We start from the raw sequence: 16487 nt of genomic DNA on the forward strand, positions 1-16487 counted from the left end.
AACAGCCAACAAAGTTACAAACAACGTTGTTGGAGTAATTCTGCAATTTCTCCCTGACAGTGGTTCGTGAGTTCAGCCACAACAGCTTTGGCTTTTTTGCCTTGATATTGCTGCTGTCTCTCGACAGTAATCCAGTAAGGCCGGCCGATTAAAACATTAACTCGCTGATAAATTATCACAGGATGCCACCCAGATCGATCGAACAGCGGTTCCGAAGGATCGAACAAACTCAACAACTTGAGCGGTACACCGGATTTTACTGAGTGTTCCTCAAAAGAACTAATCGCCACCGGCAAAACTGCCAAATCCCGCACCGGAGCCCGCAAAGCCAAATGAGCAAATCCCCGCTGAAACTTCCCCACAGTATTCGGCCCAGTCAGCTTCACCATCGGTTCTGCACCCTCTGGAAACACCCCCACCATCTCCCCGCTTTGCAGCAGCGCTGTCGCTTGAGAGAAAAAATGCTGCTGTCGGTGCTCCGGTGCTTCCAAGGGGAAAGCGCCGAAAGTTGTGACAAGTTCCCGAATCACCGGGACTTGACCCATGTAATGATGACAAGCAAAGCGGATCGATCGACCCAAAGCCGCCGTCAGCAGCACAGGATCTAAGAAACTGCGGTGATTGCTCACCACCAGCACCGGACTCTCTTGGGGAATCCGGTCTTCGCGGTACATAAACATCTGCGTTCCCAAACCAGCCAGGAAACAGCGCGAAATCAGCAATTTGCTCTCTGAAAACATGGGCCAAAAGACAGGTGCGACGCTATAAAGGTTGATTCCATCCTCATGTAAGTTAACATTTCTTTACGAGATTTGCGATCGGTCAAAAAGTATACTTTCCCCTTGTGCCTTTCTCTCATAGTTCGCGATCGCACGGGGGAGCCAGAAACCGGGTTTTTTGCCAAAACACACAGGTTACGCCACCAAAACAGTAAAAAACCCGGTTTCTTTGTCGGAGTGCGTAACTCTAATTTCGGTAAAATTTCCCAGTCAGTCGATCGATTTTAGATTTTAGATTTACTTTACAGATGAATCAGGGAGCTTCTTGAACTTGGGTCTAAAATTTTTGGCCCTCCACTCAAGGCCCTGCGGGGGCTTGTCTCTGTTTTTGGGATCGGGTCAGAAACAAAAATTCGTAAAGTGTTGTTGCAAACTTCTATAAAAATGTTTAAAACAGCCCTAAAACCAGGTTGCTGCAGCTAAACTTAGGAATTTACAGTGAAGCATTGACGCATTGTCATAGTATTTTTTCACAAGTCGTAATAGCAATCTCGCGAGGCATCAAATGAATAACATCCAAAACTATCGCCTTAGATGTACGCTCACCTTTGGCGACATTTACGGTCAAATCATTGTTTGGCTGATAGTCATCTTCCTAAGTCTAGCGTCGGCACTCGCCTTGTGGAGTAGCGCCCGCCAAATCTACGCCTTGGCTACCGTCGGCTTGATTTTAGTGCTGTCTCTGCCCTTCTTGCTGTTTGCTTTCGTTACAACTCTGCTAAATAACATTGAAGTGCTTGCTGTAGAACCCGGTACGGAACCTCAACCTTCTGCAACGGGAAATCAGTCGCTTCAGAACCCTGCCGAAAGTGCCGGCTAGTCCAATTTGAAATTTTAACTTTGGATTTTCCATTCAAATCAAAAGTTAAAAAACTTCCTGCTCTTTTGGTAGGAAGTTTTTTTTGCGTCACCATAAATTGAGCAGAACACTCAAAATAATTCAAAAAGATGCTAGAACACGACGTAATCATTGTAGGCGGCGGTTTAGCAGGTTGCCGCGCCGCAGTAGAAATTGCTCGGACTGACCCCAGTTTAAAGGTAGCTGTCGTCGCGAAAACTCACCCGATTCGATCGCACTCCGTCGCAGCCCAAGGCGGGATGGCCTCCAGCCTCCAAAATGTCGATCCCGAAGACAGTTGGAAAGCCCACGCCTTCGACACAGTAAAAGGTTCAGACTATTTAGCCGACCAAGACGCGGTAGAAATCCTCACCCGCGAAGCCCCTGGTGTAGTCATAGATTTAGAACACATGGGAGTCCTCTTCTCCCGCCTCCCAGACGGCAGAATTGCCCAGCGCGCTTTCGGCGGACATTCCCACCGCCGTACCTGCTACGCCGCCGACAAAACCGGTCACGCCATCCTCCACGAATTAGTCAACAATCTGCGCCGCTGCGGAGTTCACATCTATCAGGAGTGGTATGTCACCCGCCTGATTTTGGAAGAAGGCCAAGCCAAGGGGGTAGTTATGTACAGCCTTCTAGACGGTCAAATTGAGGTTGTCCGTGCTAAGGCGGTGATGTTTGCTACGGGGGGTTACGGTCGAGTTTACAATACCACGTCGAACGATTACGCCTCGACGGGAGACGGTTTGGCGATGACTGCTATGGCGGGATTGCCGCTGGAAGATATGGAATTCGTGCAGTTTCACCCGACGGGTTTGTATCCCGTGGGAGTGTTGATTTCCGAGGCTGTGCGGGGCGAAGGCGCTTATTTGATTAATTCAGAGGGCGATCGATTTATGGCAAATTATGCCCCGTCGCGGATGGAATTAGCGCCTAGGGATATCACCTCGCGGTCAATTTCCATAGAAATTCGCGCTGGCCGAGGGATTAATGTTGATGGTAGTGCCGGCGGCCCCTTTATCTACCTCGATTTGCGGCACATGGGACGCGAAAAAATTATGAGCAAAATTCCTTTTGCTTGGGAAGAAGCCCACCGTTTGTTAGGAATTGATGCGGTAAATCAGCCGATGCCCGTGCGCCCTACCGTTCACTATTCAATGGGGGGAATTCCTACTAATGTTAGCGGGCAAGTTCGCAGCAGTCCTGACAGTTTAGTAGACGGTTTCTTTGCAGCAGGCGAAGCAGCTTGCGTGTCGGTTCACGGCGCAAACCGTTTGGGCAGCAATTCGCTGTTGGAATGCGTCGTTTACGGCAAAGTTACTGGCGCAACCATAGCACAATTCGTGCAAAATCGCAAATTGCCTGCGGTAGACGAACAGCGTTATATTGCGGAAGCAAAAGAGCAAATTCAAGCGCTTTTAGAACGTCCGGGAAAATACCGCATCAATCAAGTGCGGCAGCAGTATCAAGATACTATGACTGAGTATTGTGGCGTATTTCGCAGCGCCGAATTGATGCAGGAAGGTTTAAAGAAATTGGAGGATTTAGAGCGACAATATGAGGAGGTTTACTTAGACGATAAAGGCAAGTTGTGGAATACGGAAATTGTGGAAGCTTTGGAGTTGCGTAGTTTGATAATTGTCGGAAAAATGATTTTAACTTCTGCTTTAAACCGGCAGGAAAGTCGGGGAGCTCATTCGCGGGAAGATTTTACTGAGCGCGATGACGGGAAGTTTTTGAAGCATACGCTGGCGTATTATTCGCCTGCGGGGATTGATTTGGCTTATATGCCAGTGGCAATTACGATGTTTGAGCCGCAGGAGAGGAAGTATTAATTTCTGATTAGCCGTAACCCCCTAATTCAAGGGGGGTATTTTTTTGATGCCGCTAAAATAAGGGCGTTTATACAAATATCAGCAAGGAATAAAAAGAGGGCCACAGACTCCAGCCATATTATCCAAATATCCCGTAGCTTGCATAAAAAACTACTATGTGTAATAATTAAAGGTTAAGGGTTAAATTTAATACTCCCGTTGTCAACTACCACCAATTTTCAGCATAACCCGCGCCGGACAACTTGTAATTTGCTTTTTGAGGAAAAAATGAGTAAGTGGACAAGAACCTTTACTTTTAAAGGTAAAGAGTTATATTACAATCGTATAAAATTTAATAACCCGACAGAAAGAGCGGTAGAAATTTCCATTGCCTTTGACTTTATTGCTAATCTAAGGAATCCTCATAAAATTCTTGAAATTGGCAACGTACTCTCCCACTACGAAAACTCATTGAGCGAAAATATTGGGATTAGAGCGAGACGAATTGTAGATAAATTTGAAGTCGATCTAGGTGTAGAAAATCAAGATTTGATGAGCTTGCCATCAGCGGAAAAATATGACGCAATAGTATCAATTTCCAGTGTAGAGCACGTAGGGCAAGGAGACGATCCTTCAGGAGGCTATGGGGAAGAGATAGAATACCGCGATCTAGAAGGCCCCCTAAAGGCGATCGCTAAAATTTACGATCTACTGGCTATTGATGGAAAAGCCTTGATTACCGTTCCTTTTGGAAAACTTACAGATGCAGAATGGTATATTCAATTTAGCCAAGAATATTTAGATGTTTTATGGAAAAAATATGGTATTCCGAAAGATGCTATATCCGCCAACTACTTAAAGCTGATAGATAGGGAAACGGTAGATGAAAAGCACTATATGCTTTGGAAAGAAGTAAATGCTTTAGAACTTAGGGATAGTGAATACGGATGGCCTTGGTCACAAGCTAATGCAATTGCCGTCATAGAACTTACCAAAGTCTCCAGCGAATTTAATCTCAACTTAAACCTAGAACCAACCGATTTGTATTACAATATGACTTACGAACAACGGAGAGAGTTTGAAAATTGCAAAGCCCAACTTCATCAGATTCAGAGAGAGTTGGCGCAGTCGCAGTCGCAACTCTATCAAACTCAGGCAGAGTTAGAACAATCCTTGACGGAACTAAATCAAAGTCAGAAAGAGTTAGAAGTAGTTCAAAGTCAAAGTTATCCTATTCAAGGAGAATTGGAACTGGCGCAGGCTCAACTATTTAAAACTCAGGAAGAGTGCGCTAAATTTCAGTCCCAACTATATCAAGCTCAGGAAGAGTTGGAAAAAGTCCATCCCCAACTACATCAAACTAGAAGTGAGTTGGAAATATCCGAGTCAAAACTGTACAAAACTCAGGGAGAGTTGGAATTAACCGAAGCTCAACTATATCAAACTCAGGAAGAGCGCGATCGATTTGAGTCGCAAATGTATCAGGCTCAGGAAGATTGCGAATTAATACAAATTCAACTGCATCAAATTCAGGGAGAATTAGAACTATTCCAAGCCCAATATCATCAAACTCAGCAAGAAGTGGAACTATCCCAAGCCGCACACTATCAAACTCGGCAAGAATTGGAACAGTTACAGTCGCAACTGCACTCGACTCAGCAAGAATTGGAACAGTCGCAGTCGCAACTGCACTCGACTCGGCAAGAATTGGAATTATCCCAAGCCGAACACTATCAAGCTCAGCAAGAATTGGAACAGTCGCAGTCGCAACTGCACTCGACTCGGCAAGAATTGAAATTATCCCAAGCCGAACACCATCAAACTCGGCAAAAATTGGAACAGTCGCAGTCGCAACTCTACTCGACTCGGCAAGAATTGGAACAGTCGCAGTCACAACTGCACAAAACAGCGGGGCAATTAGAGAGATGGCGTTTTCAGGAAAATGCCGTCAAAAATCCCGATGAAAATAATCCCGTGCAGTACGGCGTTTTAGTATGGGAAGCCTGGTATGCTTATCGCAACCACGATAGGGCTGGGATGTCTCATTCTCTACAGAAAGCTTTGAATTGTACGCCTTTCTCACCGACAGAAACTATTGTGAACTGGTTGGAAAATTTTGGTCGCTTTTCCTTAGAAAAAGGCGAGTATCTCGATACTAACTCCCTGAGCAATTCCCTCGAATGGAAAGAATTGATCGGGCGTGTCCTTGCTGTTAAAACTAGGGTAGGGCGGATCTAGGCTCAGGTGGCGGGAACACTAGGCTTAAGCGAGAGTCTATTGTTTGACATAGCCACCGGGAAGCTCAGCCCACATACCCATTCTCCCGGAGAGCATCGTCTGTTTGTAGCTCGGCCCTTAAAACTGTTCAGGAATAGCGTCGCCAAAGTGAAATCTGCTCCGGTTTCGGTGAAAAAAGTCCGTTCATCTTTTTTAACGCAAGTTTGTAGATGCGCCACCGCGAACATCACCTGGTATAGTTACAAAAACCGGGATTCTCCCGTGTTGTATGCTGGCAAGCCCGTCAGAGTGGGAAATTACACCATTTAGTTCAAAGATGCTGACAAAGAACACAGAAAAATATCTTGATTTTGAAACTTGTAAAGAGGTACTTGCTAAGGTTCGAGAGCAGAACCGTAAGATAGTTCTCTGTCATGGGGTGTTTGACCTGCTTCACCCGGGTCATATTGCCCACTTGCAAGAAGCTAAAGCTTTGGGAGAGGTATTGGTAGTTTCAATTACCGCAGCTAATTACGTCAACCGAGGCCCTGGCAGGCCAGTTTTTTCGGACGATTTGCGACTTTATTCGATTGCTTCTTTAGCTTGCGTAGACTACGTGCTATTGGCTCCTGTGGCCACAGCTTTAGATGTTCTCGATCGAGTTCAGCCAAATTTTTACTGCAAAGGTCACGAATATGCTGACCACAGTCAAGATGTTACTAAAAATATTGACCGGGAAGCCGATCGAGTCAAAGCTTACGGCGGAGAAATTCGCTATACAGGCGAGATTGTTTTTAGCTCAACAAAGCTGCTCAATAACTACACGGATGTGTTGCCACCCCATATCAAAAGCTATGCCATCCAATTAAGCCAGCAATACCCTTTTGAGGCAATTCGCAAGGGCGTTGATGCGATGCAAAAGCTCAAAGTGTTAGTGTTGGGGGACGTAATTATTGATGAATTTGTTCACTGTACAGTGCAGGGTTTGACTTCTAAGGGCAGAGTTATTTCGACTCGCTTTTTGAAAAAAGAGCAGCATTTAGGAGGTTCTTTGGCTATTGCCCGCCACATGGCTAGTTTTGTAGACTCTGTAACTGTGGCTGGTGTGGTGGGGAATGAGCCAGACATTCACAGCTTGATTTTGAATAATATAAATGGCGGTATTCGGCTAGATTTACAATATGAAAATGGTGCGGCCACCGTCACCAAACGCCGTTACATTGAGCGGCAGGGAATGAGGGATAATTACACCAAGCTGTTTTCTATTAATGAGCTGCAAGAAGAAGGACCTGCGCCCAATCAGCGACAAAATTTGTTAGATCGTTTGCGGAAAACGATTCGGGATTATGACATGGTGGTGGTTGCAGATTACGGACATGGATTGCTGGATTCTGAACTCATGGAGATGGTTCAAAATGAAGCATCTTTTTTGGCTCTGAACTGCCAAACGAATAGTGCCAATTACGGCTATAACTTAATTACTAAGTACCGCCGAGCGGATGTTTTTTGCTTGGATGAACAAGAACTACGTTTAGCATTTTCTAGCCGTTACGGAGACCACAATTATCTGCTTAAAGGCTTGTTCCAACATCTAGATTCTCAGCAAGGATGGCTCACTTTAGGTTCTGCAGGAGCGTTGGGGATCAATGCTAAAGGAGAAGAAGATGTGAGTCCAGCAATGACGTTGGCAGTAAAGGATACAATAGGGGCGGGCGATGCGTTTTTTGCTCTGGCTAGCTTGAGTGCGAAGCTGGAATTACCGATCGCAGTTGGTTCGCTGCTGGGAAATTTGGCTGGGGCGATTTCAGCTAATACTCTTGGCAATGCTGAACCAGTTGAAAAAGCTCGGTTGTTGAAATTTGCTACTACAGTTTTAAAGGTATAGAGATGCCATCTTTTAGCAAGCCGCAAGCAATTTTGTGCGATCGGGATGGCACTCTAATTGAAGATAGCCACTTCCTTAGCCACCCCGACCAAATTGAGTGGATTCCGGGAGTGCTGGATGCGCTAAAATTCCTGAATACTAACGACATCTCAGTATTGGTGCTGACTAATCAATCGGGAGTAGCTAGGGGTTATTTTCCAGTGGAGGCAGTGGAAGCAGTTAACGATCGAATGCGGCGGGATGCTGAAGTGGCTTCAGGGGCGATCGCCGATTTTTATTACTGTCCCCATCACCCGAAAGGTGAAGTTATCCAGTATAGTTACGTTTGTGAGTGTCGCAAGCCGTCGCCTGGGTTATTTCTGCAAGCGATGGCCGACCACAGTTTAGACCCGACGCGGTGCTGGGCGATCGGGGATAGACTCAGGGATTTAGAGCCTGGTTTGGAGTTAGGGATGAAAGCTTTTCTGGTGAAAACTGGCTATGGAATACAGGAACAACAAGATTTGTCTAAATCTCCGTTTTGTGATCGAATAACAGTAATTTCGTCACTGGTAGAAATTATTAATTTGCTCATAGAAAACAATAATTTTACGCCGTCAAAAATGTTAAATGTAGCACATTGAGTGGGATGATTAATATATTAGACAGGGGGTAAAAATAAAGTTTAGGGAAGGCAAGATGCCTCCTCCCTAACAGTTTTTGTAGAGGTCTATTAACTGAAGTCAAAATAATTGAGGAATGTAGGGTGAATCAAATGCAACAAGTTTTAGTCACAGGTGGAGCGGGTTATGTGGGGGCTGTTCTAGTCCCTAAACTACTTCAAGCTGGATATAGAGTTAAGGTGGTGGATTTGTACATTTATGGAGCAGATGTTCTATCCGCAGTCAAAGACCATCCGGGCTTAGAAGAGATTAAAGGAGATATTCGCGATCGCCCACTGCTAGAAAAAATTCTACCCGGATGCGATGCTGTTATCCATCTAGCTTGTATTTCCAACGATCCCAGTTTTGAATTAGATCCCGACCTCGGTAAGTCGATTAACTACGATGCTTTTGTTGACTTAGTAGATGTTGCAAAAAACTGTGGAGTCAAACGGTTTATCTATGCTTCTTCTTCCAGCGTTTACGGGATTAAAGAAACCGAAAATGTGAGTGAAGAGTTGCCGCTGCAACCTTTAACAGATTATTCCAAGTATAAAGCAATGTGCGAGGATGTGTTGCTGGCAAACCGCGAACCGGGGTTTGTTACCTTGATTCTGCGGCCGGCAACCGTCTGCGGTTATTCCCCTCGTTTGCGACTGGATTTGACAGTGAATATTCTCACTAACCACGCTGTCAATAATCGTAAAATCACGGTGTTTGGCGGCGAACAAAAACGACCAAATATTCACATTGAGGATATGACAGACCTTTATATCAAGTCCCTCGAATTGCCAGATGAGGCGATCGATGGTAAGATTTTTAATGCGGGTTATGAAAATCATACGGTGATGCAAATTGCCCAAATGGTGCGAAATGTGGTAGGAAAACAAGTAGAGATTGTCAGCACTCCGACCAATGACAACCGCTCTTATCATATTTCATCGGAGAAGATCAAGCAGGAACTTGGGTTTGTGCCGCAGCACACAATTGAAGATGCTGTGCAGGATTTGGTGAAGGCGTTTAATGCTAATTTGATTCCCAATCCGATGAGGGATAGTCTTTATTACAATATTAAGACGATGCAAGGACTGAAGTTAAAATAAAGATGAATATTCCCGAACTTGAAGCAAAAGCCCGAAAAATTCGGGGCAAAATTGTAGAACTGTCCCACCAAGCTCGCACTGCTCATTTAGGTTCTTCTCTGTCCTGTGCTGATATTCTAGTAGCAGCTTACTGGGGAAGTTTGAAAATAGATCCCAAGGATGCAGAAAATCCCGATCGCGATCGCTTTATTCTCAGTAAAGGACACGCAGCAACAACACTGTACGCTACCCTCGCAGAAGCGGGATTTTTCCCGCAAGAATTACTCGATACCTATGCCCAAGATGGTAGCAACTTGCCAGAACACCCCAGCGTGCACTGCGTACCAGGGGTAGAATTAGCAACCGGTTCTCTGGGACACGGATTGTCCGCAGGGATAGGAATGGCCTTAGCCGGCCGCATTCAAAAACACTCTTATCGCGTGTTTGTCACCATGAGTGACGGCGAATGCAATGAAGGTTCTGTTTGGGAAGCGGCCATGTTTGCCCCCGCTCAAAAATTAGATAATTTAGTGGCGATCGTTGATTATAATAAGTGGCAAGCTACGGGTCGCAGCAACGAAGTTATGGCTCTTCATCCTCTCAAAGAAAAGTGGTCAGCTTTTGGATGGAACACCTATGAATTAGACGGTCACGACATGAAAGCCTTGGTTGATACTTTGCGTAACGTGCCTGATGGTAGCGGTAAACCGGTGGCGATTGTTGCTCATACTGTGAAAGGAAAAGGCGTTTCTTTTATGGAAGATGATAACAATTGGCATTACCGCGTTCCGACTGCTGAAGAAGTTGAAAAAGCTAAAGTGGAACTTCAGCTTGTGTAGCAATTTTTCTCGGATTTTGATTGAACCGCAGAGGGCGCAGAGGAAGAGAAGAGAAGAGAGTTTGCAAATAATGAGAGGATTGCTAGATGAGAAATGAATTTGCGGCGGAATTGAGCGAAATATCGGCCCTAGACGATCGGGTTGTTTTGTTATCTGGGGATATTGGCAACCGCCTTTTTGATAAATATAAAGCTCGTTTTCCCGATCGCTTTTATAACTGCGGCGTTGCTGAAGCGAACATGATGAGCGTGGCGGCTGGTATGGCAATGTGCGGTCTTCGCCCTATTACTTATACGATTACACCGTTTACAACTACTCGCTGTTTTGAACAAATTCGGGTTGATGTTTGCTATCACAATGTTCCAGTAATTATTGTGGGAGTTGGAGCAGGTTTGTCCTATGCCGGAAACGGGGCTACTCACCATTCTTGTGAGGATATTGCTTTGCTGCGAATGCTGCCAAACATGACTGTAATTTGTCCGGGCGATGCTTGGGAAGTGCGGGCGGCTATGCGAGCTTGTTTGCAACAGAATGGCCCAGCTTATATTCGCATGGGCAAAAAAGGTGAGCCGCTGGTTCATGATGGGATGCCTGATTTTGAAATTGGCAAAGGAATCGTGATGCGCCCTGGAAGTGACGTTTGCTTGCTGAGTACCGGCAATCTGCTACCGATTGTGTTGCAAGCAGCAGATGAGCTTAGCAAACAGGGAGTTTCCGCCCAAGTGGTGAGTTTCCACACTGTTAAGCCTTTGGATCGAGAATTGCTCGATCGGGTTTTTTCGCAGTTTTGGGTGGTGGCGACGGTGGAAGAACACAGTATCATCGGCGGACTCGGAGGGGCTGTGGCTGAGTGGATGAGCGAGCTCGACCATCAAAAAGCTCGTTTGTTGCGAATTGGAGTTGCAGACAAGTTCCTGCACGCAGCGGGAGAACAAGAGTATGCCCGCGAATATTTTGGCCTCACCCCAGAAGCGATCGCACACAAAACCTTCCAGATGTATCGGGCGATCGCGCCTCAGCAGGTGAAACCATAAAAACAAAGGATCGAAAGATATGGACTTCTTGGCAAAAATAGAAACAGACTTAAGTGCTGCTTTCATTCAAAATGGCTATATAATCGATACCTGCGAAAATCTATCTGCCCTGGAGCGAATCCGAAACAAAACGGTAGATTTAGCAACTAATTTTTTGGGAGTGCCATATCCGACAGATCCTGGAGGATTTTTAGATGAAATTGCCTCTCTATTACCAGTCAAAAAACTCAACTCTTTTCGCCTGCATATCATATCAGGTTTGATGGCAGAATCTTGGTTTCGGAAAGCCTATTTTTCCTGCGGTCGTACCCTAGTAGAAACCATTGTCGGCAACGAACTGGTGATGCAGCGCAATATCGGTTTAAGCGTTCAAATTCCCGGTGACAACAGTTCTTTATTACCCCTGCATTCTGATAGTTGGGGCTCGGAATGTTCCCCCTTTGAAGTAGTGTTGTGGATTCCCTTAGTAGATTGCTATCGGACAAAGAGTATGTTTATTTTGCCGCCGGATGCTGATGCTAAATGGCGGGGAAAAGTACAGGATTTTGCAGTGGGAGGCACAGAAAGTCTTTATCAGGCAGTCGAGCCGGAACTAAAATGGTTGGAAGTTCCCTACGGCAATGTCCTTCTATTTACTCCGACTCTGATGCACGGCAATCGAATTAACGAAGAATCTACAACTAGATGGTCTATGAATATTCGATTTAAAGGTTTATTTACCCCTTACTCTGATAAGCGTTTGGGGGAATACTTCGCCCCGATCGCCGTGCGTGCAGCCTCGACAATAGGGATGAAATTTACAATGCCTGGGGGGTTTGATGAGTGAGAAATTAGGTTGTCGCGGTTACATTACTAGCCGTCCAGTCAGGGGAGTGAATTACCCGCACCGCGTGCAAAACTTGGTGGTTCGCGACTACGCAACACGGCATAATTTAGATTATAAACTCAGTGCAACTGAATATGCGATGCCCGGATGTTATATGATGTTGTACGATGTTTTGGCCGAACTGCCACAACTAGAGGGTATTATACTATTTAGCCTGTTTATGTTGCCCCAGAAAACTAAGTCGCGATTGGAAATATACGATCGCATTTTAGATGCTGGATGCGAGTTACACGCAGGTTTGGAAGAAATGGTACTGCAAGATCGCAGCGATATCGAAAATTTTGAAACAATGATGCAGGTTGTTTTAACTTTACCTCATACACCAATGGGCGGTTATTATCAAAAGTCAGAAGACCCAAAACTAAACAACTTTTTTCAACAAGCTATGAGTGTGGAGTGAGTAATGTTAATTGGAGTTGATTTTGACAACACGATCGTCTGTTATGACGGCTTGTTCCACCGAGTGGCCCTCGAACAAGGCTTAATTCCCCCAGAAGTTCCTGTCAGTAAAGGTCAAGTGCGGGATTATTTGCGCCAGTGCGGGAAGGAAGATGCTTGGACTCAAATGCAGGGTTACGTTTATGGCGATCGCATGAAAGAAGCTGACCCGTTTCCGGGCGTACTGGAATTTTTTACCCGTTGCGTTCGGGATCGAGTCAATGTCTGCATTGTCAGCCACAAGACGCGCTACCCTTATCTGGGTCCCAAATACGATTTGCACGAAGCTGCACAGGGATGGTTGAAAAGTCAAGGGTTTTACGATCGCGATCGCATTGGTTTGTCCTTAGACCAAGTGTTCTTTGAATTTACTAAGCAGGAAAAGCTAGAACGGATTGCCAAGCAGCAGTGTACTCATTTTATTGATGACTTGCCGGAATTTTTGGGAGAGTCAGGGTTTCCGGTAGGAGTCCAACGCATCCTCTTTGACCCCCAAAATCACCATCTCACCGGACATCCCTTTCGTCACGCTTCCTCTTGGTCGGAAATAGAGGCTTTGATTTTATGATGACTGAAGTTGTTTCCCTGAGTTTAGAAGACCTTCAGCAAGCGGCCGGTGATTTAGTATCTGCCGCGGGGTGGGTTGGGGAGGTGGAACTTCATCCTCTGACAGGTGGCGGGAATAACCGAGTTTTCCGCGTGGATGCAAAGGGTTCAAGCTTTTTGTTGAAGGTTTATTTTCAACATCCAGGCGATCGCAGAGACCGCTTGGGTACTGAATTTGCATTTTCGCAGTTTGCTTGGGACAATGGGGTGCGGGCTTTACCTCAACCGTTGGCGTGCGATCGCCAAAAAGGTTTAGGTTTATATGAGTTTGTCCGCGGACGGCGACTAGAACCGCAGGAAGTTACTGCTGAAACGGTTGAGCAAGCACTTAATTTCTATCGGCAAATAAACTGTTATAAGCAACTGACTGAGGCTCAAAATCTACCCAAGGCATCGGAAACTTGTTTTACCCTTGAGGAACATCTGCAATGCGTGGAACGTCGTCTTGTCAGGTTGCAAACAGTCGAAGCATCTTCCGAGAGCGATCGCTCTGCTGTTGAATTTATCCACAACGAGTTGTTTGAATTGTGGAAACGAGTGCGATCGCGGGTAATCGAACAAGCGAATCAGTGGAGTCTACAGTTAGAAGCAGAAATCGCACTTTTAGATCGGTGTTTGTCTCCATCGGATTTTGGGTTTCACAACGCTATTTTGAGCGATTCCGGGCAATTGCGCTTTCTCGATTTTGAGTATGCAGGGTGGGACGATCCGGGTAAAATGGTTTCTGACTTTTTTTGCCAACCGGCGGTTCCTGTTTCTCTAGATTACTACTCCAAGTTTGTTGAAGCGGTTGTTTCTGAGTTGTCAGAACCCGAACAACACCGACAGCGGATGGCGATTTTATTGCCTGTTTATCGAGTCAAGTGGTGTTGTATTCTGCTTAATGACTTTTTGCCAGTCGGTAGCCAAAGGCGAAGTTTTGCTGGGCAAGTTGCCGATCGGGAAGTACACAAAGCTGTACAATTGCAAAAGGCGCGTCGCGCTCTCCAATACCTGAAGGAAAACAGGGAATTTTAAATGGCTTATATTGACTTCCTCTCAGCAGTTCACAAAAAAACTCAGCGCGATTATTTGGGGCGCGTGAATGAATTCCCGAAGGCTGAGGCGGCTAAGCTTGCTAAAAAATTTGATTATGATTATTGGGACGGCGATCGCAAAGTTGGCTACGGCGGTTATAAATATGATGGTCGCTGGCGGGCTGTTGCAGATGCGATCACTCAACACTATAATTTAAAACCGGGCGATCGAATTCTCGATGTGGGTTGCGGCAAGGCATTTTTACTCTACGACTTCACGCAAGCTGTACCGGGAATCGAAGTTTGCGGTATCGATATTTCCGAATACGGGATTGCTCACGCTAAGGAAGAAGTGCGCCCGTTTTTGAAAGCGTGCAGAGCGACAGAACTTCCGTTTGCAGACAAGAGCTTTGATTTAGTGATTTCTATAAATACTTTACACAATTTGTATTGTTTTGAGCTAGACAGAGCTCTGCGGGAAATAGAGCGGGTCAGCAAGGGGAACAAATATATTGTGGTAGAGTCCTATAGGAACGAAGTAGAAAAAGCGAATCTGCTTTACTGGCAGCTTACTTGTGAAAGTTTCTATACGCCTGATGAGTGGCAGTGGTGGTTTGACCGTTGTGGCTATACGGGCGATAGCTCTTTTATTTACTTTGAGTAAGAGCAAAAAATCACTCTGTTAGAAAGTCAAAAACACAGCGAATAATCAGGGGTAATAATGAGTCCGCGCAAAATAGCAGTGCTTGGTAGCAATTCTTTTTCTGGAAGCGATTTCGTTGACTTGCTTCTAGAAGACGGTCAAAATGAAGTTGTGGGCATCAGCCGTTCTCCCGAGAAAGGGCCGCTTTTTTTACCGTATCTGCGCCATACAAACCCGAATTTTAAGTTTCATCAATTGGACTTTAACGGGGATATGCCACAGATATTACAGGTGCTTGACGAGTTGGCACCGGAGTATATTGTTAATTTTGCTGCTCAAAGTGAAGTTGCTCCCAGTTGGGTGCATCCGGATCACTGGTTTCAAACTAATACCGTAGCATTAGCTCAATTAATTAACCACTTAAAAGACCGGAAATACTTGCAGCGTTACGTTCACATTTCCTCTCCTGAAGTGTACGGCACTTGTGAAGGAAACGTCACCGAATTATCTCCGATGAATCCTTCTACCCCTTACGCAGCGTCTAAAGGGGCGGCGGATATGCTGCTGTCTACTTATTATAAAAATTTTCAGTTTCCTTTAGTGACTGTTCGTGCTACCAATGTTTATGGAGCTTACCAGCAGCTATTCAAGATTATTCCGCGATCGGCAATTTACCTGAAGCTGGGTAAAACGATTCAGTTGCACGGCGGCGGGCACGCTGTCAAGTCTTATATCCATATTCGCGATGTTTCTAGGGGAGAATTAGCGGTGATGGAAAAAGGGCAGGTGGGGGAAATTTATCATTTGTCGCCCGATAGGGGGTATGCTGTGCGGGAAGTAGTGCAAACTATTTGCGAAGCGATGAACCGCTCGTTTGCTGAGTCAACGGAGACTGTTGCCGAACGATTAGGACAGGATGCTGCCTATGTGATAGATTCAACCAAGGCTCGTACTGAACTGGGATGGAAGTCAGAGATTTCATTGAAGGATGGAGTTGCGGGTGTGATAAAATGGGTGGAGGAATTTTGGGATGAGATTGAGAAGCAGTCTTTAGAATATATTCATAAACCTTAGTATCAAATCACGGTATGATTAACAACGGTTGAAAAAAGCCGGAGACAAGCAATGACTGTAAGCTATTTTGACGCGGCAAACAAACTAAAGCAGGAAGGGAGATGGGAAGAGGCGATAGCCTCTTATCGCTCTGCTATTGAGGAAAACCCCAATTTTTATTGGTCTTACCCAAATTTGGGAGATGTTTTGCTTAAGGTTGGCCGATGGGAAGAAGCAGTCAATGCTTACAGTCGGGCGATCGAACAGAAGCCTGATTCGTCTGCTTGGATTTATTACAATCAAGGGGAAGCTCTAACTAAATTGGGGCGGTTGGATGAGGCGATCGTTTGTTATCAAAGGGCCATCGAGCTGAGCCCTGATGATCGGGAGATTCAATCAAGTTTCGCAGAGGCGTTGCGACAGAGAAGCCAGGTAGATTTGGCTAAAGGAATAGCCATGTATCAGCGTGTTATTGAGCTAAATCCTGAGTCGGTAGAAGCTTATCAAAATTTGCTGAAACTTCAACCCGATAACTGGGAAGTTTGGTGGAAGCTAGGAGAAGTTTTAGTTAAAGTTGGGCAAAGAGAAGAAGCGATCTCCGCCTACCAACAAGTTATACAACTAAATCCCGACGTAATACCAGTTTACAAAAGCCTGTTAGAAATCCAGCCAGAGAACTGGGAACTGTGGTCGAAACTAGGGAACGTACACGC

The 16487-nt window shown here is 45.5% G+C and carries 16 protein-coding genes; 15 read left to right on the top strand and 1 reads right to left on the bottom strand.

Annotated features, from left to right (window positions below; genetic code table 11):
* Positions 1-14: 14 nt before the first annotated feature.
* Entirely contained in the window at positions 15-740 is a 726-nt protein-coding gene (locus QUA50_RS11865) for a lysophospholipid acyltransferase family protein (RefSeq protein ID WP_333264309.1), read from the bottom strand.
* 544 nt (positions 741-1284) lie between these two features.
* Between QUA50_RS11865 and QUA50_RS11870 the strand changes: the two genes are divergently transcribed.
* The 15 genes from QUA50_RS11870 to QUA50_RS11940 all read left to right on the top strand — a co-directional run.
* Positions 1285-1599: a hypothetical protein gene (locus QUA50_RS11870; RefSeq protein WP_333070018.1), complete on the top strand. Its 315-nt coding sequence runs from the start codon at positions 1285-1287 to the stop codon at positions 1597-1599.
* Between the two features lie 128 nt (positions 1600-1727).
* Positions 1728-3455 (top strand): succinate dehydrogenase/fumarate reductase flavoprotein subunit, encoded by a 1728-nt coding sequence (locus QUA50_RS11875; protein ID WP_333264311.1) that lies wholly within the window; start codon positions 1728-1730, stop codon positions 3453-3455.
* 267 nt (positions 3456-3722) lie between these two features.
* Positions 3723-5672, top strand: coding sequence for a hypothetical protein (locus QUA50_RS11880; RefSeq protein ID WP_333264314.1), 1950 nt, complete (start codon positions 3723-3725; stop codon positions 5670-5672).
* 316 nt (positions 5673-5988) lie between these two features.
* Positions 5989-7536, top strand: a complete 1548-nt coding sequence (locus QUA50_RS11885; RefSeq protein ID WP_333264317.1) for a PfkB family carbohydrate kinase — start codon at positions 5989-5991, stop codon at positions 7534-7536.
* A gap of 2 nt (positions 7537-7538) precedes the next feature.
* Positions 7539-8159, top strand: a complete 621-nt coding sequence (locus tag QUA50_RS11890; protein WP_333264320.1) for an HAD family hydrolase — start codon at positions 7539-7541, stop codon at positions 8157-8159.
* Positions 8160-8290: 131 nt separating this feature from the next.
* Positions 8291-9280 carry an SDR family oxidoreductase gene (locus QUA50_RS11895; protein ID WP_333264323.1) on the top strand — a complete coding sequence of 330 codons (990 nt, stop codon included), beginning with the start codon at positions 8291-8293 and terminating at the stop codon, positions 9278-9280.
* A 2-nt stretch (positions 9281-9282) separates the two neighbouring features.
* Entirely contained in the window at positions 9283-10098 is an 816-nt protein-coding gene (locus tag QUA50_RS11900; RefSeq protein ID WP_333264326.1) for a transketolase, read from the top strand.
* An 86-nt stretch (positions 10099-10184) separates the two neighbouring features.
* The gene (locus QUA50_RS11905; protein ID WP_333264329.1) at positions 10185-11132 is read left to right on the top strand and encodes a transketolase C-terminal domain-containing protein; all 948 of its coding nucleotides are present in this window, start codon (positions 10185-10187) and stop codon (positions 11130-11132) included.
* Positions 11133-11151: 19 nt separating this feature from the next.
* Positions 11152-11958 (top strand): sporadic carbohydrate cluster 2OG-Fe(II) oxygenase, encoded by an 807-nt coding sequence (locus tag QUA50_RS11910; protein WP_333264332.1) that lies wholly within the window; start codon positions 11152-11154, stop codon positions 11956-11958.
* Positions 11951-12418, top strand: a complete 468-nt coding sequence (locus QUA50_RS11915; protein WP_333264335.1) for an LIC12192 family sporadic carbohydrate cluster protein — start codon at positions 11951-11953, stop codon at positions 12416-12418. The genes QUA50_RS11910 and QUA50_RS11915 overlap by 8 nt, the downstream gene beginning before the upstream one ends.
* A gap of 3 nt (positions 12419-12421) precedes the next feature.
* Complete coding sequence (locus QUA50_RS11920; RefSeq protein ID WP_333261663.1) at positions 12422-13024, top strand: hypothetical protein; 603 nt, start codon at positions 12422-12424, stop codon at positions 13022-13024.
* Positions 13021-14079: an aminoglycoside phosphotransferase family protein gene (locus tag QUA50_RS11925; RefSeq protein WP_333261660.1), complete on the top strand. Its 1059-nt coding sequence runs from the start codon at positions 13021-13023 to the stop codon at positions 14077-14079. Before QUA50_RS11920 ends, QUA50_RS11925 begins: the two co-directional genes overlap by 4 nt.
* On the top strand, positions 14080-14742 hold the full coding sequence (locus tag QUA50_RS11930; protein WP_333264338.1) for a class I SAM-dependent methyltransferase: 663 nt from the start codon (positions 14080-14082) through the stop codon (positions 14740-14742).
* Between the two features lie 57 nt (positions 14743-14799).
* On the top strand, positions 14800-15795 hold the full coding sequence (locus tag QUA50_RS11935) for a GDP-mannose 4,6-dehydratase (protein ID WP_333264341.1): 996 nt from the start codon (positions 14800-14802) through the stop codon (positions 15793-15795).
* A gap of 51 nt (positions 15796-15846) precedes the next feature.
* A partial coding sequence (locus QUA50_RS11940) for a tetratricopeptide repeat protein (RefSeq protein WP_333264343.1) occupies positions 15847-16487 on the top strand: 641 nt, incomplete at its 3' end.

Origin of the sequence: Microcoleus sp. M2_D5, from assembly GCF_036701935.1 — a bacterium.
Lineage (GTDB): Bacteria > Cyanobacteriota > Cyanobacteriia > Cyanobacteriales > Microcoleaceae > Microcoleus.